Annotated in this window: 21 protein-coding genes and 1 tRNA gene; 14 read left to right on the forward strand and 8 right to left on the reverse strand. The window is 47.1% G+C overall.

What is annotated here, in order from left to right:
• Positions 1-130 precede the first annotated feature (130 nt).
• Complete coding sequence (locus tag QUB66_RS03900; RefSeq protein WP_332966416.1) at positions 131-418, forward strand: hypothetical protein; 288 nt, start codon at positions 131-133, stop codon at positions 416-418.
• Positions 418-876, forward strand: coding sequence for an Imm30 family immunity protein (locus tag QUB66_RS03905; protein ID WP_332966417.1), 459 nt, complete (start codon positions 418-420; stop codon positions 874-876). Before QUB66_RS03900 ends, QUB66_RS03905 begins: the two co-directional genes overlap by 1 nt.
• Positions 877-934: 58 nt before the next feature.
• Here the strand turns inward: QUB66_RS03905 and QUB66_RS03910 are convergent, their stop codons facing one another.
• The gene (locus tag QUB66_RS03910) at positions 935-1510 is read right to left on the reverse strand and encodes a Uma2 family endonuclease (protein WP_332966418.1); all 576 of its coding nucleotides are present in this window, start codon (positions 1508-1510) and stop codon (positions 935-937) included.
• Between the two features lie 450 nt (positions 1511-1960).
• Here QUB66_RS03910 and QUB66_RS03915 point away from each other — a divergent pair, with 450 nt between their 5' ends.
• Positions 1961-2689 (forward strand): hypothetical protein, encoded by a 729-nt coding sequence (locus tag QUB66_RS03915; protein WP_332966419.1) that lies wholly within the window; start codon positions 1961-1963, stop codon positions 2687-2689.
• Positions 2686-3117, forward strand: coding sequence for a type II toxin-antitoxin system VapC family toxin (locus tag QUB66_RS03920; protein ID WP_332966421.1), 432 nt, complete (start codon positions 2686-2688; stop codon positions 3115-3117). Before QUB66_RS03915 ends, QUB66_RS03920 begins: the two co-directional genes overlap by 4 nt.
• A gap of 47 nt (positions 3118-3164) precedes the next feature.
• Here QUB66_RS03920 and QUB66_RS03925 read toward each other — a convergent pair whose 3' ends face one another.
• Entirely contained in the window at positions 3165-4448 is a 1284-nt protein-coding gene (locus QUB66_RS03925) for an ABC transporter substrate-binding protein (RefSeq protein WP_265239208.1), read from the reverse strand.
• A 187-nt stretch (positions 4449-4635) separates the two neighbouring features.
• On the opposite strand from QUB66_RS03925, the gene QUB66_RS03930 reads away from it, so the two are divergent.
• Together QUB66_RS03930 and pilM are read left to right on the forward strand one after the other, a co-directional pair.
• A complete protein-coding gene (locus QUB66_RS03930; protein WP_265239209.1) occupies positions 4636-4773 on the forward strand; it encodes a hypothetical protein in 138 nt (45 codons plus the stop codon).
• A gap of 55 nt (positions 4774-4828) precedes the next feature.
• Positions 4829-5923, forward strand: a complete 1095-nt coding sequence (gene pilM / locus QUB66_RS03935) for a type IV pilus assembly protein PilM (protein ID WP_265239210.1) — start codon at positions 4829-4831, stop codon at positions 5921-5923.
• A gap of 240 nt (positions 5924-6163) precedes the next feature.
• Here pilM and QUB66_RS03940 read toward each other — a convergent pair whose 3' ends face one another.
• Positions 6164-6334, reverse strand: coding sequence for a hypothetical protein (locus QUB66_RS03940; protein ID WP_265239211.1), 171 nt, complete (start codon positions 6332-6334; stop codon positions 6164-6166).
• Between QUB66_RS03940 and QUB66_RS03945 the strand changes: the two genes are divergently transcribed.
• The 8 genes from QUB66_RS03945 (at position 6333) to QUB66_RS03980 (ending at position 15560) form a co-directional block, all read left to right on the forward strand.
• Positions 6333-7250 carry a PilN domain-containing protein gene (locus tag QUB66_RS03945; RefSeq protein WP_265239212.1) on the forward strand — a complete coding sequence of 306 codons (918 nt, stop codon included), beginning with the start codon at positions 6333-6335 and terminating at the stop codon, positions 7248-7250. The two genes, QUB66_RS03940 and QUB66_RS03945, sit on opposite strands and share 2 nt — an antisense overlap.
• Positions 7247-8044, forward strand: coding sequence for a pilus assembly protein PilO (locus QUB66_RS03950; protein ID WP_332966426.1), 798 nt, complete (start codon positions 7247-7249; stop codon positions 8042-8044). The genes QUB66_RS03945 and QUB66_RS03950 overlap by 4 nt, the downstream gene beginning before the upstream one ends.
• Positions 8045-8306: 262 nt before the next feature.
• Positions 8307-10763 carry an AMIN domain-containing protein gene (locus QUB66_RS03955; RefSeq protein WP_332966429.1) on the forward strand — a complete coding sequence of 819 codons (2457 nt, stop codon included), beginning with the start codon at positions 8307-8309 and terminating at the stop codon, positions 10761-10763.
• Entirely contained in the window at positions 10687-11013 is a 327-nt protein-coding gene (locus QUB66_RS03960; RefSeq protein ID WP_332966431.1) for a hypothetical protein, read from the forward strand. The genes QUB66_RS03955 and QUB66_RS03960 overlap by 77 nt, the downstream gene beginning before the upstream one ends.
• 684 nt (positions 11014-11697) lie before the next feature.
• Complete coding sequence (locus QUB66_RS03965) at positions 11698-11991, forward strand: HU family DNA-binding protein (protein ID WP_265239215.1); 294 nt, start codon at positions 11698-11700, stop codon at positions 11989-11991.
• 15 nt (positions 11992-12006) lie between these two features.
• Positions 12007-13140, forward strand: coding sequence for a threonine-phosphate decarboxylase CobD (gene cobD, locus QUB66_RS03970; protein ID WP_332966432.1), 1134 nt, complete (start codon positions 12007-12009; stop codon positions 13138-13140).
• Between the two features lie 233 nt (positions 13141-13373).
• Entirely contained in the window at positions 13374-14849 is a 1476-nt protein-coding gene (locus QUB66_RS03975) for a dihydrolipoyl dehydrogenase family protein (RefSeq protein ID WP_332966433.1), read from the forward strand.
• Between the two features lie 309 nt (positions 14850-15158).
• A complete protein-coding gene (locus QUB66_RS03980) occupies positions 15159-15560 on the forward strand; it encodes a hypothetical protein (protein ID WP_332966434.1) in 402 nt (133 codons plus the stop codon).
• Here the strand turns inward: QUB66_RS03980 and QUB66_RS03985 are convergent, their stop codons facing one another.
• The 5 genes from QUB66_RS03985 to QUB66_RS04005 all read right to left on the reverse strand — a co-directional run bounded on the left by QUB66_RS03985 (position 15561) and on the right by QUB66_RS04005 (position 21893).
• Positions 15561-16799: an FAD/NAD(P)-binding protein gene (locus tag QUB66_RS03985; RefSeq protein ID WP_332966436.1), complete on the reverse strand. Its 1239-nt coding sequence runs from the start codon at positions 16797-16799 to the stop codon at positions 15561-15563.
• A gap of 175 nt (positions 16800-16974) precedes the next feature.
• Positions 16975-18348 carry an ABC transporter substrate-binding protein gene (locus QUB66_RS03990; protein ID WP_332966439.1) on the reverse strand — a complete coding sequence of 458 codons (1374 nt, stop codon included), beginning with the start codon at positions 18346-18348 and terminating at the stop codon, positions 16975-16977.
• Positions 18349-18847: 499 nt separating this feature from the next.
• Complete coding sequence (locus QUB66_RS03995; RefSeq protein ID WP_265239220.1) at positions 18848-19063, reverse strand: hypothetical protein; 216 nt, start codon at positions 19061-19063, stop codon at positions 18848-18850.
• Positions 19064-19145: 82 nt separating this feature from the next.
• Positions 19146-19232 (reverse strand) — tRNA-Ser (locus QUB66_RS04000).
• A 60-nt stretch (positions 19233-19292) separates the two neighbouring features.
• The gene (locus QUB66_RS04005; RefSeq protein WP_332966441.1) at positions 19293-21893 is read right to left on the reverse strand and encodes a ComEC/Rec2 family competence protein; all 2601 of its coding nucleotides are present in this window, start codon (positions 21891-21893) and stop codon (positions 19293-19295) included.
• Between the last annotated feature and the right edge of the window lie 78 nt (positions 21894-21971).

Genomic DNA, 21971 nt, shown 5'->3' on the forward strand with positions numbered 1-21971 from the left:
AATAGAAATAGCTAATTATACAAACAGACTTCTCCCAGGGGAAGGCGCAGTTGGGTGTTACGGAGACCTGCTTAAAGCTGGATGCAGAGGCGATAATCTGACACCACATCACATTCCTTCTAATGGATTCATGGCAGCAAAAGTTCCTGGTTACACGAGAGAAATGGGTATTGCTATAATGATGGAACACCCCTTGCCCGGTAAAGGAGGTCGTCATCGCCAGACTATCTCTTATGGACAATCCCCCAATCTCAGCTTGTTACCAAGAGAAGCACTAGCTAGAGAAATTAGCGATGCACCAGTAATTTATCGCCGTCAGGGACTTTATACGCCACAAATTAGGCGCAGCTTACAGCAAGTTATCCAGTTAAATAAGTTAGGTTGGTTAGGCGTTTTTGAAAAGAGAGGAAATAGCTGATGAAGGAAAATAGCTGGATTAGCATTTTGGACGCTAATAAATTAATGCGATCGACTGAAGAAGTAACAGCTTTTGAAAATGCTTTAGCGGAAGTCGCTAAGCATCATGAGAGCGAACAATTACCAGATTTACATCTGATTTTAGATGATCGCTGCCAACAGCCAGAGGTCATGTTTAGCCTAATTCATTTTTTAGAATCTTTTGAAATGGAACAGCAGTTACAAGCATTTATCAGTGTCATCCCACAATTAATTATTTTTGCCTCTGATTGGACAAGAATACTCCACAGTCGCATTCTGAATGATGAGGCTGCCTGTCGTTTGTATAGAAATTTGTTACATTCAATTAACACTCACAGTCCCCATTTTATTCGACAATTGCTCGAAGAAAGTGCTACCTATCAATTGACGCATCAAGATTCACCGATTGAGCTAGCTGTACAAGTTAATTACCGCTGATGAATATTTAGAAGTACGCGCGAGCGAAGCTATCCCGTAGGGAATCGCTCTTTTTTCCTTAACCTTGTGTTTCTTCCTCAGTAAAAATAGGAGGCCACAATTCCGAAACGGGCAATTCCCAACCGAGAACAAGCTCTGGTATCGTTAAAATATCGCCATTTCCTAAAATAGTTGGTTCACCAGTCGATCGATAAATAGTCACTGTTTCTTCATCAGGATCGATCAGAAGTCCGACAACCGCCCCCAACTCGATAAACTTCAAAACCTTGGTTTCTATAGGCTTAATGCGATCGCTCTGAGATTTAATTTCCACCACCAAATCCGGGACAAGTTCACCAAAATAACGCGGACTTTGGGGCAAGCGGGCGGCGCGCACAAACGAAACATCCGGGGCTTTGACGTTTGTATTCGGCATGATGAAACCGCCTGCGGAGTCAAACACTCTCCCCAACCGGCGGGGATAAACCCAATTACCGAGTAAGCGAATCAAAATACTGCCGATTTCACTGGATACGATGTCTGATGGGCCCATAACTGAAAGTCTCCCGTCATCTAGTTCAATTTTGTAATCTAAACCCGCTTCGGAAAAAAGAGCTTGAACTTGGTTTAAATCTTTGACTGTCATCGCTGTCATAAAATATTATCCTATTCTAGGCTGAACTTTGATTTTAACACAAGTCAAATTTCTGAATATTTTAGGAACTCAGGCTATATTCCTACAAATCATCGATTAAGCTGAATTGATAAAGGCGATCGCACGGAATAAATAAACCCGGTTTCTGGGATGAGCGATCGTTCTGATCAACAAACATTGACCTCTAAAATAGTCGAAATTGACTTGTCCAGACTTTTCCTCCGACTCCGCCTTGTGAAGATGCGGTAATTTCATCATTCGATAATAACTTAAAAGCTTATATATGCTTATATATATGGCGGCACAGATTCCCATTATTTAATAATACGTCAAGTGGTAGAAAAAAGCAAGGGGCGAGTTCAAAAAAGATTAATGCCTAATGCCCACTGCCGAATGCCCAATTTTTGTTACAATACAAGTGAGTTTAGAAAAATTTAGAGTTAGAAGTTTATGAGCAGCCTTATATCGGTGCAAACACTAATTGAATATATAGAAGCTTTGCCAGCCCAAGAGCAAACTTTACTATTTGACGAGCTTTTCAGACGAAACATCATCAAGCAGCGTCAGGAAAACATCGATTCAACAGTCAAGGTAGCTGTTCTCTCGGTGAGCCGGCCAGCAATAGAAAAGTTAGGCCCGGAAAACACCAAGCCTATTGGAGTAAACACGGCCAAATTATATGACGCGCTTCTCAAAGCAGACCCGATTCTCATTGAAGAAAGAGAAAATCCGCGCCAGGAAAACACCAAGCAGATAGTCAAGACAAAAACACTCTTAACAGGTAACGCTACCTGCGACATTCGCGCAGCCGATCGCACTAACTTTGGGGGCGACTTCGACAGCTCAACTGCTCACATAATCATTAAAAACGAATCAGACAGAACAGTCAGTGCAGCGTTGCTGGGATGGCCCGAATGTAAAGCTTTTGGCCAGACGCGATCGCAAGCACTGCAAAACCTTCACGATTTAGTAAATACCCAGCTAGCCGAAGCAGAAATCGTCTCTGTCAAACTCACTTCTAGTCGATCGAACAATCCTTGGGTGAGGTTAGCTGGTAAGTATGAAAACGATCCGCAATACGATGAGGTATTGGCACACATAGAAGAATATCGCCGCGAACTCGATGCAGAAACCGAAGCTTATTATAGTCAAATTGACGCTGCGGTTGAGACAAAATGAGCCGATACATACTTGATACGGATTGTTTCTCCCTTTGGCAAAAGAATCATCCAATGATGGTGCAGCGGGTCGAGGTTAACGCAGAAAACCTTGCTGTAACTATCGTAACCGTAGAGGAAGTAATTCGCGGCTGGTTCAATGTTATCAGACAGGCTTCGACACCTTCGCAAGCGAACAAATTAGTATGGGCTTACACCAGCTTAGGGGATACATTAGATGATTTCAAAAATCTCAACATTCTGAAATTTGACCAGAATGCTTTCACTATTTACACCGAGTTCCCTCGTCAAATAAGAGGTATCGGCACGCAAGATTTGCGGATTGCTGCTATTGTACTTGCTAATAATGCTATCCTCGTTACGCGGAACAACCAACATTTTTCGCAAGTGCCTGATTTAGTGCAGGAAGATTGGACAATTCAACCTTAAAAGCAAGGGGCGATCGCAAAATAATCTGCCCCAGCTTCCAGAAAAAACTACCTTTGATCCCAAGCTGTCGCCGCATCAGTCACAGCTTGTTCCACCGATTTTTCCTCCAACATCGCCGCCTGCAAATTGTCATAAATCGCCTTTTGCAACTTCTTAACATCCTTGAGAGGCGGAATTAACAACTCAGCTTTTGCCAAGCCAGAAGCACTCACAATCCTAGCTCGATCGCTCGGAGCAGCATCAGCCGGAACACTCTTAAAATAAGAGTCCTGCAAAGCCTCAACCGTAGAAGGCAAAACATTAGCAACCTTCGCAAAAGCCAACTGATTTTGAGAATTAGTCACGAACAAAGCAAACTTCACAGCATCATCAGGGCGCTTGCTGTCGCGAGGTACAACCAAATTCATCACCGCCACAGTCTTCTTGCCGGTTTCCCCCGTAATTTGAGGCGCAGCAGCCGAGACAGCACCAATATTCGGAGCATTCTCAGCGATCGCCTTTAAAAACTGCGGCCCCGAACCCAACAAAGCAGTTTCTCCAGCTTGATAAAGCTCGATCGCCCTGCGATGTCCCTGCACCAAAACATCCTGCGGCAAAAATCCGCCCTTGTACAAATCCACCCAATACTCAAAAACAGCCTTCCCCTTATCAGTATTAAAAGCAGCCTTACCTTTAGCATCAACCAAAGGCACACCCATCTGCACAAAAGATTGCAACACCTCCGACGAATCTTCCGGTACAAAAGTCGCAAAAAAAGCAAATTTACCAGTCTTCTCCTTCACCTGTTTCGCCACAGCAGCCAACTCGGTATAGGTAGCGGGAGGCTTAGCAATTCCAGCTTTTTTAAACAACTCCGTATTGTAAATAGTTACCCCAGTTGTCAGATACCAAGGAATCCCAAAAGTCTTGCCATCGAGTACGCTAGCTTTCCAGATATTCGGGAGATAGAGCGATCGCACTTGCTCAGAAATTCGAGAGTCCAAATCCAGCCAAGCATTGCGCCCCGCCAATAGTGAAGCAAAATCGGGATTCAGGTTCACCACATCCGGCGCAGTTTTCGCCGAAACAGCACCCAAAATCTTACTTTCCATCGCCGACCAAGGGACATCCACCCAACGCACCTTCACGCCCGGATTTTTGGCTTCAAAATCGGCGATCGTCTGATTGAAATAGTCAGTAAACTGAGGTTGAAGCTGCATAGTCCAGAACTCGATTTCGTTGGCATTCTTAGTCTGGGAATTCACAGCCGGCTTGCCGCAACTTACCACCGCAGCCAGCAGCAGCCCCACCAGCCCAAAAACAGCAAACAGTTGCCAAGATTTACGTTTCATAGAAATAAAATTGAGAATCATGGTTCGCCAACGAGAAAACAAGCATCGCCCGGAGAGAGTGCGCCAGAGTCAAGCGCGAGAGTTTTGTGCCCTAGCCCCGAGAGGGAGAGAGTCGGTTTTGCTGCCGAATCTATCGGTTTTCGGTCGATCGAGCTGAAATTTGTTGACATTCGCAGCAGAATAGCTATTGTCAAGTAAATTGGATAGCATAAAATCGGAACTGGCGATCGCGCCACAAAGACTGTGCAGCGCAGAAGCAGGCGGGATACCGAGATTACAGTATCAGTGGCAATTGGAAACCGAATCTCCAACAGCCAACGGCTGAATCAGGCTGGCCAACTACAAAATAAAAAAATAGCAACTACCAGCGACCCAATCCTATGGTTAACTTTTTCAAAGGTCTACTTTCCCAACGCCAGCCAGGAATCGGGATCGAAATAGCCCCAGACCGCATCAACATCATTCAGCTCGAAAAGAAAGCTCAGGCTTTAAAATTAGGCCTCATCGCCTCAATAGAAGTACCAGAAGACTATATACAAGAAGGACAAATAGTCGATCCGCCGGGAATGGCAGAACTAATACGTACCGTCCTCGCAGAAAACAAAATCAAAGCCAAGCGAGTAGCCACAGCCATTCCCGGCCGCGAAGCTGTGATCCGCCTCATTCCAGTTCCTGCAGAACTCAACCAAGAAGAACTGCGGGATTACATGAATGCAGAAGCAGGGCTCTACTTGCCGTTTCCCAGAGAAGACGCCGACGTAGACTATCAAAAAATCGGCCTGTTTGTAGATGACGATGGCGTAGAAAAAGTGCAAGTAGTATTAGTGGCAACCCGCAGAGAAGTTACCGACACCTACATCGAAACCTTCAAAGAAGCCGGACTGATTATAGACGTGCTAGAAGTAACCAGCTTTGCCCTGATTCGCACCCTCAAAGACCAACTGCAACAATTTTCCTCCCAAGAAGCCGCAGTCCTCACCGACATAGAATTTGACAGTACCGAATTAGCTATAGTAGTGGACGGCATACCGCAATTTAACCGTACCATCCCGATCGGCACATACCAAATCCAGACCGCCCTCAACCAAGCCATGAACCTGCCGCCAACCAGAGACACCAGCGAATTGCAAGGCATGACCCTGCCAGTCACAGATACAATGGGCGCATCTGGAGACGCCAATCCCGGCACCAATGCGATGATTAAAGTATTGGGAGAACTAGCAGACGAATTGCGTCGTTCAGTAGACTTTTACCTGAACCAGAGCGAAGAACTCGAAGTAGCGCAACTGTTGCTAGCGGGCCCAGGAGCTGCGATCGGCAAACTTGACGAATTTTTCATGCAAAGATTAAGCTTGCCGGCATCTCAAGTAGACCCAATCGAAACCCTAGGACTCGAAATCAGCCAAGAAATTAGCCCAGAACAGCGAGCAGGCTTAGGAGTCGCCCTAGGTTTAGGACTGAGGGAGGTGATGTGACCTCAAACTTTTAGATAATAGAAAAACAGATTTGAGAATTTTCGGAAAAAGCTTCTTCCGAAAAAAGAAGACCCCTGATACAGAAGGTAGAATATTGGAGGTAAAAGGTAAAAGGTAAAAGGTAGAATATCGGAGGTAGAAGCAACCACTTCCTGCGGTAGAAGGCAGAAAGTTCTTTGTTTCTTTCTTCCCTAAATAAATCCTTCACTTATACCGGCAATCTGGCGCTGTGTCTAAAATCTAAAATTTCAAATTAAAATCTATAGCAACAGCCAAGACGGTTGGGACGTTCTTAATTGCTGAAACCATGCGGTCGATTGCACCTGCCATCGGATTTATTCCTTCTTCCTTCTTCCTTCTTCCTTCTTCCTTCTTCCTTCTTCCTTCTGCTATAAAATCGAGTGAAGCCATGTACAGCCTAGATATTAATTTTCTCAACGACCGCCCCGACTACAAACCAGTCACAGCAGCCAAAAGCTCAAGTAAAAAAAGTTCCGGGGGAGTCAAAGACCAACTGCCCCTAATTGGGGCGGCGCTGTTTGCCTTCGGCATCAACGCCGCAGTCATGGGCACCTGGTGGTGGGCGACTAACGAAAATACCGGCTTGGCCACAGAACAAGCAACCATCGACCAAGAACTGGCAAAGTTAAACACTCAAGCCAACGCCATCAAAGCCATCAACGCCGAAACCGACAAAGTTACCGCAGAATACAAAGCATTAGCCGGAGTATTCGACCAAATTAAACCTTGGTCGGCGATGCTGCAAGACCTGAGTGTCCGCACTCCCGCCGGAGTGCAAATTTCCAAAATCGAGCAAATCGAGCCCAGTCCATCCCCAGTTGCAGCAGCACCGCCACCCCCCGCAGCAACTCCCGCCGCCTCCCCGGGGGCGAGTCCGTCTCCGGGGGCGAGTCCCTCCCCAGCGAGTCCCACCCCGGTGGCTGCTCCCGTCCCAGTCGCCCCGCCGCAGGCGGCAAAAGTACAAATTTCAGGGATAGCCAGTACCTTTGCTCAAGTTAACGACTTTATGCTCCTAGTCCAGCGCTCTCCTTTCTTCCTCGACACCGATACCAAACTGGTAGCAGCCACACTAAAAAGCAACCCCACACAATTACAAGTGCGCAACCCAAGCGCAGCAGCAGCAGAACTTCCCAAACTGCGGCCCGTGGTGGAATATAAAATTGAAACAACGCTCAGCCCGACTGGCGCCACCGAGTTGCTCCCCGAGCTGCGGAGCAAGCAAGCAGACGGGCTAGCAATACGGATAGAAACACTTCAAGAAAAAGGAGTGCTAGAACCAGAAAAAACAGAGGTGAAAAAACCATGACAGCAGAGTTTCTTCCCAGCGGGGCACAAGCAGAAGAAGCCGGGACTCAGGAAATATTCGGCATTAAGCTGACACCCCAAGTCCAAGCAATAGGCGTCGCAGTTCTCGGCCTAGTCATTGCCGGTGGCCTTTGCTACCAGTTTGTACTGCCAGAATTCCAAAAAGGCGGCGAATTCAAGCAAAAACTTAGCGAAAGCAAGCAAACGCAACTGCAATTGCAAGCTCAAATTCAAAAAAAGTCAGAAGCAGAAGCAAAGCAAGAAGAAGCAAAACAGCGCCGCGCCCAAGTGACGGCAATGTTTGCCAGCGATGCGGGCGCTACCACGTTGCTGCTTGACATGACCCAACTGGTTAATCGAATCAACGTCGGCGTGCAAGGGGACGACCTCAAGGCTAAAATTACCAAATTTGAGCCGGATGTGCCACCAGCAGGAGCAGCAACGGTGCCGGGAGCTCGCGACCCAGATATTCTCAGCGATACGTCCTTCGGGCCGTCCCTGGCTGGCAAGCTCAGACGCAAAAAATATAAGGTAGAGTTTGAAGGCAGTTTCGCTCAAACCCGCAATTTTATGCGTAACTTGGAGTTGATGCAGTCGCTGTTGGTAGTGAGGAATTTGAAGTCTGAATTGCTAACATCAACTCAGTCAATGCAAATAGATTTTTTGAAAGGAAGAATAGTTCCTGTGGAGCAGCCACAAACTAAGATTAAAACGGCTTTTGACTTGCACGCTCTGCTGCCGTTAAAGCAAGAAGAAAAACTACCAACTCCGGCTCCGAGTCCTGCTGCTAAGTAGCGGTACTTAAGCGGATATTAGGTATTCCCAGTCGCTGTTTCAGCAGAAGGTAGAAGCGAGAAGGTAGAAGGTAGAATTTAATATATAAATGCCATAAAAATATTTTTTCGTATGGCAATATAAGATAATTTTCTGCCTAATTTATTCTAACTTCTTCCTTCAATAAAGTGTCAAATAAAGAATGTTTCAGTCAGCGTGAGAGGCTCGAAACTCAAGACTGGAACAAATAAGCAAATAACAAAGTTGTAGTTGAGGAGAGAACGTGAAACAGCATCTACGGTTAAGTGGAGGACTTTTGAGCAGTGTTGCCGGAGTTCTGATCGCCCAAGCGCCCGTCTCGGCCGCGCCGACTCAAGTCACAGGAGTGCAAGTAAGTCAAGCGAATAATGGGGTAAATATTGTCCTAGCTACGGAAAAGGGCGATCGCCCGCAAGTTTTCGCCATCAACAACGGCAATACTTACCAAGCCACAATCATCAACACCCAGCTCCGCCTGCCCCAAGGCAACAGCTTCCGGCAAGATAACCCAGCTCCAGGCATTTCCTCAGTAGAAATCACCCAGGTAGAGGCTAACAGCATCCGCGTTGTGGTAGCAGGCACCAACGGAGTTCCCAACGGACAAGTTATGCCCGGACAAGGCCAAAACATCGTCCTCAGCGTTGCCGGACAGGGCGGGACTGTGCAATCTACCCAAGCTACACAGCCTGGATTGCCCTCGCTCAACCAAGCCCAAAGTGCACCCCCGCCACCTCCCGGACTGCCGCTGAACCCAACAACTTCCCGGCCGGCCCCCGTCCGCACGTCGCAAAACCCGAACGTGATGCTGCCAAATCCCGAAGTTACTGTGACTAGGAACGATCGCCCGCCCCTCCCCAGCGAAATACAATCTCAGAGCAATCAAGCTCCGCCTTTCCAGCCGCGAGCTATAGCACCGCCCCTGGGAGACATCTCCGTATCTAACATCGCCCCGGCTGCGGCAAATATAGAACTAAGTTCGGGAGAACGCATCCCCCGCTTGGTGCTGCGCGATGCCCCAGTCCGCGACGTTTTAGCTCTGCTGGCCCGGGCTGCCGGATTGAACATTGCTTTTACAGGCGGTGGAGCTCCCGGTCAACCTGGCCAAGCCGCTCCGGCCGCACCGGGAGCCGCAGGAGGCTCCGATGAAGGACCGAAGATTTCCTTGGACATCGAAAATGAGTCGGTGCAAGATGTTTTTAATTACGTGCTGCGGATCAGCGGACTGCAAGCGAACCGCGTCGGGCGCACGATTTTTGTCGGTTCTAATTTGCCTCTGGACTCGCGCAATATTATCGTTCGGACTCTGCGACTCAATCAAGTCAGATCTACGGATGCAGCTAACTTTTTGAGCGCTCAAGGTGCAGAAACTCAACTGCCGATTACTCGGGTAACTATCCAAACCGTGGGCCAGGGAAATTCGGCGCGGGATGTGGAAATTCGGGAACCGGACATTAAGGCGATCGGCGCTAAGGACGGCAACGGGCCGCTCTTGCTGAGGGGACTGTCGGTGCTGGCAGATGCGAGGCTCAATTCGATCACTTTGGTGGGAGATCCGCGCAAAGTCGATATTGCCGTAGCTTTCTTGACTCAGCTAGATTTGCGCCGCCGTCAAGTGGCTGTCAACGTCAAGGTGATCGATATCAACTTGTTGGGAAACAACAACAGTAGCAGCAGTTTCTCTTTCGGAATTAATAACAATTTCTTTGTCAATGAAAACGGGGTGGCAAGTCTCAATTTTGGTGGCTTGCGGCCTGCTAGCGCCGACGATCTCACCGCTGGCGGTAATCGATCGACTCCGCCGATCGTCACCAACCCCATAGGAGCCGTAGCTCCTATCTACGATCAGAGGGGCAATTTAATCAACGTGCCTCTAACAGGGACTCCTACCTACGATCGGAATGGCAATTTAATCAACGTGGCTAACAGTGGCGGGGCGTTCCTCCGCCCGACAGCAATTACTGGAGACCCCGGACGAATTGGGGTTGACACTTACGAGCCTGGAACGGCTACCGCTGGCGGCGCTGCGACTTTCGCCCTGTTCCCGCTGTTGCAATATCCGAGGAGGTTCCTGTCGGCGTTACAGGCAACTATTGAGACTCGGAATGCCAAAATCTTGACTGATCCGACTCTGGTGGTTCAAGAAGGAGAAACGGCGAATGTGAATATTACTGATGAGGTGATCGCTAACATCACTCAGCAAACGCAGACTACCGGCAATACAAGTACCACAACAACGACGGCAGTGAAAGATAAGGCTGGTTTGCAGTTGGGGGTGGCGATCGATCGGGTTGACGATAATGGCTTTGTCTCTCTGCGGGTGAACCCGATTATCAGAACACCAGCTCCGCCTGTAAATCTGTCCACAGGCAATAGCATCAATCAGATCACTCTGCTGGGCGAGCGATCTTTGCAATCCGGGCTAATTCGCCTGCGGGATGGTCAGACTTTGATTCTTTCGGGGATTATCCGCGATGAAGAACGGGTGCAAGCGAACAAAATTCCGATTTTGGGAGATTTGCCGATTATCGGTTCCCTCTTCAGGAGAACCACTAAGAGCAACCAGCGGGCGGAGTTGATTGTGTTGCTGACTCCGCAGATTTTGGATGATAGCGATCGATCGAACTTTGGCTACCAAAACAACATCAGTCCCGACGCCCGCCAACTGTTGCAGCGCAGTCAGCCCGTCCAGCCCAGACAGTAGGTCTCGGACGAAGGAAGAAGGAAGAAGGAAGAAGGAAGAAGGAAGAAGGAAGAAGGAAGAAGGAAGAGGTGTCAACTTAAGGTCAAAAGTAGTGCAGGTCTGCTGTCTGATGATTGGCAGAGTCTCGATCTCCCTGGCACACCCCTTAAGAAGGGGGGGACAAGAGCGTCGTCCAAGTCCCCCGACTATCCGGGAGACAAGAGCGTCGTCCAAGTCCCCCGACTATCCGGGAGACAAGAGCGTCGTCTAAGTCCCCCGACTATCCGGGGAGAGGGACAGGATTCTTCTCAAAGTCCCCCTTTTTAAGGGGGATTTAGGGGGATCTGGCCTCGTCTATAAACGAGAGATACAAAGATTTTTAGGCGATTGTTGACACCAATCGAAAGAAGGAAGAGGTTCGAGGAAAAGAAAAATTTCGTTTCCCCTTGACAAATCACACTTTTTCCCTTTTGTTTCACCTTCTTTCCCTCAGAAGGAACAAGCAAGAAGGAAAAAAATTTTGTTTAACTCTTGACAAATGACATTTTATTCTTTCTATTTTTACTTATTTTCCAATTTCAAATCCACTCCCGGCGAAAAATCTTGTGTCCAAAGTGGTATTTTTTTACCTAAATTTGGGTATTAATTCTAAAAAGTTGGCAAGTTCCATATAAATTAAAGGTTCCACCGATCCATAACGGTCGGCAAGACTTTAGAATAATGCAGTGAAAATTAGATGCTGTCGGGTTTTCAGCAACTAAAAACAAAAATTCCTTTTGTGACCAATTATCCTAGGGTAATTAGTATTCAGCAGGAGTTGTTAATTGGGGAAGCGGGCTGGAGCAATGGGGACTACCCAAACGCTCCCAACCGAAACTTCAATGCAGTTAAAACTCACAACTAATAGTTGAACTCTGTTTAACGTAATTTTGCAAATCCAGAAGAGGAGTTCGGAATGAACAAAGGTGAATTGGTTGATGCAGTCGCGGAAAATGCTAGTGTCACTAAAAAACAGGCAGATGCCGTTTTGAGTGCAGCGTTGGAAGCAATCATGAAAGCTGTCTCCGAAGGCGACAAGGTGACACTGGTCGGTTTTGGCTCGTTTGAGTCGCGGGAACGTAAGGCCCGTGAGGGTCGCAATCCCAAAACTGGTGACAAGATGGAAATCCCGGCAACCAGAGTTCCTGCATTTTCTGCCGGCAAGTTGTTTAAGGACAGAGTTGCACCGCCGAAAGAACCCAAAATTTAATTGGTGAACTGAGTCTTGATTAGACCTGTACACGGTGGGAATTTAGCTTGGGCAGCCGCACTGGCTGGCTGCCCTCCCTCTGCTATTCTCGATTTTTCTGCCAGTATCAGTCCTTTGGGCCCTCCTGAGTCTGCCCTGGCTGCGATTCAAGCTCATTTGAGCAGTCTCACGGCTTACCCAGACCCGGATTATGGAGTGCTGAGGACTGCTTTGGGTGAGGCGTTTAATGTTGACCCGGATTGGATTTTGCCGGGGAATGGTTCGGCGGAATTGTTGACTTGGGCTGCTTGGGATTTGTCGAAGCTGGAGGCGACTTATTTGGTGACTCCGGCTTTTGGCGATTACTTGCGGGCTCTGAAGGCTTTCGGGGCGCAGGTGCTGGATTGTCCTTTGAATCTCAAATCGTTGGACTGGGAGACTGGCAGCGGGTTGGTAACGGATGATTTGTCGGTTTCTAATGGTTCCCTTGTCTCCCCTTCTCTGGCTATCCCGGTTCCTCTTGCTCTGGATGCCGATCGAGGTTTGCTACTGAACAACCCGCACAATCCGACGGGTTTGCTGTTCGCTAGGGAGGCGATTCTGCCTTATTTGGAGCAGTTGGGTATGGTGGTGGTGGATGAAGCCTTTATGGACTTTCTACCGCCAGCAGAGCAGCAAAGTTCGATCACACAGGTTGAGGAGTTTCCGAATTTGGTGATTTTACGATCGCTCACTAAATTCTATTCTCTGCCGGGACTGCGGATGGGATGTGCGATCGCCCATCCCGACATCCTGCGCCGCTGGCAGTTGCTTCGCGATCCTTGGCCTGTGAATGCCTTGGCTGCGGCTGCTGCTGCTGCTGTGGTGCGAGATACTGCTTTTGAGCGGCAAACTTGGGATTGGCTGCCTGTGGCTCGCCGAGAGCTATTTGAGGGTTTGGCTGATTTACCAGGTTTGCGGCCAATGGCTGGGGCGGCTAATTTCTTGTTGGTTGAGTCGTCGGTGTCGGTGGCTGCGATTCAAAAAAGTCTGTTGCAACGACACCGGATTTTGATTCGCGATTGTTTGAGTTTTCCTGAGTTGGGCGATCGATATTTTCGAGTAGCCGTGCGCTCAAGGGCGGACAATCTGCGGCTGATTTCTGGACTTGCCGATGTCATTAGTCGTTAACTCGGAAATTACGGATAATAAAAAGTTTGTAGTGAGGACTTTAGTCCTCTGATTTTTATGAGGAATAAAGTCCTCACTACGAACCAATTTTATGAGACTTATTGCCTAAATCGCTGTTCCAAACCAGTCCTAAAAAACGCTTTTTATACTCATCGGGATGCTTCCAGTAATGACTAATGAATGATGACTAATGACTAATGACTAATGACTACTGACTACTGACTTCTTTATTTATGCTTGACTATGATTTAGTGATTATTGGTGGAACTCCGGCCGGACGCTATGCTGCTTTGACTGCAACTAATTTCCCGGCCCGCGTTGCTTTGGTGCAACCGTTAAGTAATTCCCAAGATTTGCCGACTGGGGGGAAAGAGTCGATCGACCTTGGTTTAAGATACAGCCAAACTTTGAGCGAGGCTGCTCGTTTTGCCCAGCAGATTAGCCGCCAACAGTTCGGGGCTCGGTGGGAAGTGGCTAATTCGGAAATGCCGATCGAATTGCGGTTTGATGGGGTTCAGAAGTGGGCCGAGGGTGTTGTTGCTAATTTAGAAGAAATTGATGATCTCGGCGTTTTGGCTGCTCGCGGGGTCGATATTATTTTTGGTAGCTGCGAGTTTGTTACCAAACCGCATTTGGCTTTGATTGTGGGTGACAGGAAATTGCGATCGCGCTGTTATTTGCTAGCTTGTCCAACAATGCCTGCAATTCCCAATATTGAAGGACTTTCGTCTGTCGGCTTTTTTACTTCGGAAACTGTCGGGGAATTAGCAAAACTTCCAAAGTTACCTAAAAGTTTGGCTGTAATCGGCGCCGATCCCAGCGGTGTCGAAGTCGCTCAAACTTTTGCTCGATTAGGGGTGGCTGTGACGCTTGTGGTGAAGGGTTCCCACATTTTGACGAAAGAAGACCGAGAGGCTGCTGGCTTGGTTCAAGCTGCAATGGAAGCCGAAGGAGTGCGGATTCTGACTGCTACTGAGGTGACTCAAGCTAGGCTGATTGAGGGTAAAAAGTGGATTCAAGCTGGGCCAAGGGCGATCGAGACTGAGGAGATTTTTCTCGCCGCGGGCCGCCAGCATAATTTTGCATCATTAAATCTGGAAGCGGCTAGAGTTAAATTTAGCGATCGCGGGTTGATTTTAAATGAAAAGCTGCAAACAACTAATTCGCGGATTTATGCGATCGGTGATGTTGCTGGGGGTTATTCGTTCCCTCACATTGCTAATTGCGAAGCTGCGATTGCTGTGAAAAATGCTTTGTTTTTGCCGATGTATCAAATAGATTATCGCGGGATTCCTTGGGCGATTTTTTCTGACCCGCAGTTGGCGAGGGTTGGCTTGACTGAAGCGCAAGCAAGACGACGTTTTGGAGACGATTTGATTGTTGGTCGGGAATATTTCAAGAATGTTGAAAGAGCTCAAATGTCCGGGGATACAACGGGTTTTTGCAAGATTGTCGGGCGGCGCAATGGGGAGATTTTGGGAGCGAGTATTGTGGGGCCACAAGCTGCTGAGTTGATTCATGTGATCGCCCTTGCTGTCCGTCACGGGATGAAGGTTGAGGCGATCGCGGAACTTCCTTATATTTGGTCAAGTTTTTCGGCAATTAACGGTCAAACTGCTGCTGTTTGGGAGTCGCAGCGCCTCCGCAGCAATACTTTTATCCAGAATTTGTGGGAGAATTTGTTTCACTGGCGCAGGTATTGGAAATGAACAAATTGCTCATTGGTCATTAGTCAATGGTCATTAGACAAGATTGCAAAAATCGCAAACTATCTTGCAAATTATCTGCGTTTATCTGTGTTAATCTGCCTCACATCTGCGGTCGATCGATCAATCAAATATTTAGGCAAGAAGTCTATTAGTCATTGGTAAACTGAGATACATCATTTGTTAAAAGTTATAAATTTTTAACAATTTTCATCAAAACCTCTTGATTTAGTTGCCACTATGGAAGATAATAATCAAGGTCAAAAACTAAAAATAGTTGAGACACGCTACTAACTACCCGAGGTCGGATTCATGGATTGCAAAACTGCTACTTTAGTTTACGAAACAGGAAATCCCCTGGAAAAGATTCGCGAGATGTTCCCAGAAGCTTGGCAATTTTTGACAGCTCAGTCTGCGGCTTTTGTGGCTGGGAAAGATGATGCTTTTGATACGGAAATTAAAAAGTCGATCGGCAAAACGCCTTTTCAGTTCAGAATTACTCACCGCGACGATACTGAACAGTTGACAAAGGATATCTCTGAACTGTTGGGCGATATCACTTCTCGCTTACTTTTGGAACAGCATTTTTCTCAAGTTGTCGGTCGTCCTCTTTATTTCAGCACAATTTGCTGTTCCAGTCACCTGACAGCCGATCGCGAATTGACATTGGATGAAGTTTTGCCAATTCAGCGGGCTGCTGTTAAGTTGCAATAGTTAAGCGGTTGTTCTAATTATTGCGGGCGAGAGTGCAACGCTGGATTTGACGATCGCTGGTACAATGCGATCGCACGCCATTCTCGCCCCTGAAAGGTTTCTCGCCACTGGGCCAACTTGCAGCGCTGCTAAACCACCAGTCACAAATAATTCGCACCCAGGCCAACGCAGGTGTTTGTCTAAAACTGGCAAACCTTTAACTATTTCAATGGGATAGGTTTCTAGCATTTCCTTGAACAAAGGCTCGGCTGTAATGTCTAGTTTAGTGCCAGTTGCTAGCCAAATGCGATCGACAAATAAGCTCTCCCCATCGCTACAATCAACAGTCCATCTATTATTTTCCCACCGAACGCCAACAACTTCGCACTGTTCATGAAATGTCAGCTTTTCGCTGTGGGACAACCTGCGCAACTGTGTCATAATTTCCGGTGTCATCGATCCGCCATTGCGAGCTTGTTGAATAGCTTCCCAACGTTTATGACAATCAGCTTCAGCGGCGAATCCTTTCAGATATTTTGGCCCCAACCAACCAGCGTCCGCATCAAATAATTTTTCTTGGAAATAGCGCCGCGTCATTAACAGGACTTTTGCTCCTCTAGCAATTGCTCCTACTGCTAAATGTCCGCTAGTTAGCCCGCCACCGACAATTAATATTTGTTCTCCTGATAATTCTAAATTTCGTAAATCTACTTGATTAGAGTGGCGAATTCTTTCGGCGGGATGCTGTGTTTGAATTTGATTTACCCAGGCTGGTAAATGGGGTTTTCCACTGCCGGCGGCGACAATTACTCGGCGGGCGATCGCACTTTTGCCATCTTCAAACCACAGGCAGAAACGGCCGGCTTGAGGCTGAATGCGGGTGACTTTTGCTTTAATAACTCGATCGCCCAAATCCCACCGTTTAACTGTATCAGCGCAAAATTCCTCAAATAACCGACTTCCCGGCAAATCGTAGGGTGGAAACAATTCGGAGGAGCGATTTTCGGCAAACCTCCGCAATTGGTAAGGGTTGGGATCTGGGTGGTGCACAGCGGGCGATCGCAAATGTCCAATTTCTAAAGCTGCAAATTGCCTCCGCCACTCAGTCACCCATTCGCCGCTCGGATCGAATGCTAAAAGTTTATCCCGCAGACTATTGCGCTTTTGCAATATGTGTGCAGTCAGAGTCAGGGCGTGGGGCCCGGCGCCGATTAAAGCTAAATCAATTTGGGGCGGCGTGGCTGCTGATGTCGCTTGCATGGAGAATTGCTAATTTGCGAATGATAACAATTCTCATTATAGATCGATCGGGCATTTCCGTGGACAGCAATCCAAAATAAACTTGAATTCCCATTCACTGTCCTATCTGGTAATTATCTGCGTTAATCTGTGTTAATCTGCCTCAAATCAGCGGTGGCTCTATCGATCAACCCAATCACGGCAGCGCCAAAAACTTGTAATCATTTCCTTGGCGCTGAACTTGTACTAAAATCGGTTTGCCCGATCGATCGCCCGTTGGCAAAAACCTCACATCTTCACTCGCACCCATAGCCGAAAAATTCTGATTCTTGAGTGCTTGTTTCAATCCTTCCCGCGTATTGCTTTTCTGCAAACCGCTGATGATAGCTTGAGTCGCGTCAAAACTCGTTGCGGTGCGCCAATTCACCACGCCTCCCCACCGCTGACTCGCATTCTTAGAAAATGGGTTATTGGGATTGGTGTCAGGATGCCACGGAACTGGCAAAATCAGCCCGTCAACGTCTTTTTGCCCGTCTTTTACCGTTTGAAAGGTGTACATCGTAGTGCTGCCGTAGAGTGGTAATTTGCCTTGATTGGCCTTGGCTAGGTCGATCGCGCGATCGATGCGATCGACATGAGGCGCTATCATTAACGCTTGTGCACCTTTGCTAACAGCATCAGCAACGCTAGCGCTGGAATTAAAAGTCGGCGTTGAAAAGTCACAAACCGTAGGCACTACCTTACCACCCAAAGCAGAAAGCGACGCTACAAATTCATCCTTAAACGATATGTTATCGGGAGCTTGAGAGTCATAGCAGATAGCAACAGTAGTTTTGCCAGCTTTCTTAACCATATATTCTGCTAAAGGAGCCGCCATCGATTGAATCGCGGGGACTGTCCGAAAAATGTAGCTGCCAAAACCTGATAAATTGTTAGCAAAGCTAGTTGGTGTCACCATCACCAATTTTTTTTCTTGATAGATGGGAGCAGCAGCTAGAGAAGCGTTGCTGGCATTATGTCCAATGACTGCTAAAATTTTCGGGTCATTTACGAATCCGGTTGCAACTTCTTTAACAACATCTGGATTGTTGTCATCATTCGCAATCAAAACTTGCAAACCCGCACCATTAATGCCTCCTCTAGAATTAACTTCGTCTTGAGCTTGAGCTACTCCTCGCAGAATTTCTTGCGCTACATTCGGGTTGTTGCCAATGGGAACGCTGACGGCAATTTTCAGAGGATTGTCATTATTTACTTTGGCATTATTCAAATAAATTACGGTCTCTGGATCATTGCGATTTTGTTGCAGTGATGCCTGAAATTTTTTGACAGCTTCTTTGTAATTTCCCTCAGCAAAAGCTTTGATACCTGCTTGTTTTCCTGCTGTGGTTTGCGATTGCACCAATATTTTGTTTCCCAAACTCATCCGAGTATCGCTAGCAGATGTATCTGAATTGCCACCATTAAATAAGCTGGGAATAAACTTGAATGCACCAATAGCAATTAAAGCAAATGCAACAATAAAAACAATTGGTGGCGGCCCTTTTATTTTTTGAGGATTTTGATACATGATTAGTTCTCCTGAGTTTAATATTGTTTTGAGGCTTTGATTTCGGGTAAGCATTCCCTGGCAGAGTGGAGTAAATCGGCTATGGTATGAAAATGCTCCGGTTGTCAATCTATAGAAATATCTAGTATCTTGGATTTCGATCGACTTTTATGATTGTTGCTCAGTGCTGTGATACGTTGATGTACTAATTATACATAAAAGCTTGGTTAAAGTCAAATCATAAAAGTCATATTCTTGAGTTCATAAAAGTCATATTCTTGAGTTCATAAAAGTCATATTTGTGTAGTTTAGTTTCAATGAGTCGCAGGGAGCATCTCATTTTCGTAAAAAGATTTTTTTTTTACGGTGCGAGCTTAATAATTCGCACTACAAATGCAAAACTCAGATGCACCATACTCACATCATGCCCGTTACATTACCCGTAATAAAACCTGTTTGAGCGTTCTCTTAGGACATGATATACAACAGTTTTCAAGTACAGGAGGAATAACTTCAACAATCAAATTATTTGATTGTAGTCGCCCTGAAGGGCATGGGGAGACTTTAAACGGACGGGGAGCGACAGTAAGACAACTTCGGTAGCAAGTTGCGATGAACCGTCAAGAATCCCCGTCCGTTCTACGGCGGGGAGTATGTCAATTACCCAATACTGTGCGAAAATACCGTAGTTGGGCGATCGATCTTTCCCAGTATAAATAAGGCGTGTACTGCACACCCTAGGTTGGAAGTTGGGTTAGATACAGCACAAGCACCCTAGGTTAATAAGGTGCTTGTGGTGCATTTGACGTTTAGATGTACGGAGAGGGTGGGATTTGAACCCACGTTAAGATTGCTCCTAAAGTAGTTTTCGAGACTACCGCATTCAACCGCTCTGCCACCTCTCCAATTGACTTGAGATGTAAGCTAAAAGTATCTTACCCTACAGTGCGCCACATTGTAAATCTTTATAGAAAAGAAGTTTGATTTTCTTCAGATTCCAGAGTCGTCTTAAATCCCCCTGTTGGCGTCCACTGAAGGGCTCCGTCGCGCCCAGTCCAGAAAATCTGGGTTTTGCTTTGGCGCAGTTGGGCGGCGGTTTCTGGGTCGATTTCGTCTGAAGATGCGATCGCCACTTGCGGGCTAACTGCCTCCAATAACTCGGCTGTCAGGGTTTTTCCCGACCACAACAGCACTTGCGCCCGCTTCAATGTTCCTGCGGCTGCTAATCTCTTTGATAACATACTTTGCGCTTCCGGTGTCATGTCACCGACAATCAACCAGGTACGCCCCCTCACCAATAATTCTACTACCGGAATCTCCGCATCCACGAACTGCAACCGCGTCGAACCCAGATCGATCGTGCTGTTAGTTTCTAAAAGAAAGTAAACGCCTTGCTGCGATTGCACAGCCGTCATAAATTTCCCATCGTTGCCACGGTGAATTTGTTTGGAATCTTTATTATCATAAAATGTTTTAATTGGCAAGCGTCCTAGTAATTTTCCCCAACCGCCACTTAAACCTAAATGGCCGTGAGTGGCGATCGCAAAATTCACAGAATTAACTCCTTGCTGCTGCAAAAAAGGCAACACCGTAAACCGCACCGTATTTTCATCACCGGTATTAATTAGCGTCACTTTTCCCTGATCTTGAATTACCAAAACTGGTTCGCCAGATGTCGCCAGCAAAGTAACTTGAAACAAAGATGTCTGACTGTGCCAACCTGGCAAAGCTATGATACTAATTCCCGCCACCAGCGCCAGCGGTAAAATCCAAGCCGAAGAAATCCGCAGTGCAAAAACTCTGCTTTTCCCCTGTTTCCCTCTCCCTGCTTCCTGCTTCCTGCTTGCTGCTTCCCTCTTCCTGCTTCCCTCTTCCTTCTTCCCTCTTCCCTCTTCCTTCTTCCTTCTTCCCCCCAGCCAAACCCAGCAGATTAAACCGTAAAGCGCGATTAGCTGAAACACCGATACTTGACCTACAGCTACCGAATTACCGGGCAATTGCGAGAAATATTGGGCGATCGCAATTAACCACCTTGCAGGATACTCCAACACTTGCACCAAAACACTACCAGCCGGCGGAAAAATCAATCCTGCTAAAGCGCTAACCATCCCACCAATACTCAAAATCCACAGCAAAGGAGCCGCAATAATATTGACTAAAATACTGTAAGGTGATACCACACTAAAAACGTAAAGTAGCAGTGGCAGCACCCAAACTGAAGCGGCGATGGGAATCACAACAATCGAAGCGATCGCAGGCGGCATCCAATCCAATTTTGCCATCAGTGGCGGTGCTGTCACCACTAACCCCAAAGTTGCCAAAAAACTCAATTGAAAACCTAAATCCCAAATCCACAAAGGGTTAACTAGCAGTAAAATAGTCCCAGCGATTAACAGCAATCCCAACGGCTTAACTTCGCGACTTAGTACCAAAGCAAATAGTGTGCCAAATCCCATCAAAGCGGCGCGGCAGATTGAAGCTTCAAAGCCTGTTAATCCCACCAGCAAAAATAAAGCACCCACGCCAAAACAAAATTGTAACTGTTTGGAAAAACGCCTAGTTAAAGCCAAAACTAAAGCCAAAACCATCGAAACTTGAGTGCCGGAAGCTGCGATCGCGTGAGCCAACCCAGCTTGCACAAAATAGTCGCGGATGTTGTAAGGTAAATCAACCGCTTGTTTGCCTAGGGCGATCGCACTGATCAACGGCCCTTCGGGAACATTTAACTGCGATAGTTGCGATCGCACGATCCGCATCCGCATCGCTTGAATTGGCGACGGCTGCATCCCGGTTGACTCCCAGAAAGCAGCCGTTTTGCTGTTAAGTCGATTCACATCCGCGATCGCATTTTCTCTCTTCCAGTCAATCTGACGCCCTTTGAGCCCTGCAAAAGCCCCTTCTCTAGCTAAATATGCTTGAAAATCAAAAGCCCCCGGATTCGACGGTGGCTGCGGTTTGTACAACGAACCTACAACTGCGATCGTATTGTCGGCGTACAAGCCCGTTGCTTGCAGCAGAGGCACTGTCACGTAGAGTTTCCCGGATACTTCGCGGTTGACGACTACTCCTCCTTCACCGCCGTTGATTTCGCTCACTATATCTGTGTCTAGCCAAAATTGCGCTCGACCCGATCGAGTTAATCGGGGCGTACTGGCAAGTCTACCGCGAACTGTCACCGCCACTTCTTGAGTGTTACCAACCGCCGGAATCAGTTTGCTGATGTCATTAATTGTCGGTTGGGGCGATCGAACTGCCAAATAAAAGCTAGCGAGAAATGCCGTTAAACCGGTCACTGCCCACACCCATTTTGCTCTCGGCAGCATCTCCAGAAAACTCAATTCTTCCCTCGCATCCAAGCGTTCTTCAACAGTATTTTCTTTTTGTCTGCTGCGTCTTTTTTTAGTGGTTTTGAGAGAATTCCTAGCATACTTTAACAACAATTTAGGCATAGCGAATGCGACGGCTATTCCCAAAGCAAGTATCCCGTATCTACCCCAAGAAACCCCTGTAGAAATCAATCCCAAAATGTAGGCAAGACAGAAAATGACACCCGTTGCTTGATTCATTAATTAGTAATTAGCAATTTTTACTGTCAAAAATAGAGTTTATTTTGCTTTCCAAAGCCTAACAAATTAAGCTCAGAA

The sequence above is a fragment of the Microcoleus sp. A2-C3 genome, assembly GCF_036706065.1.
GTDB lineage: Bacteria > Cyanobacteriota > Cyanobacteriia > Cyanobacteriales > Microcoleaceae > Microcoleus.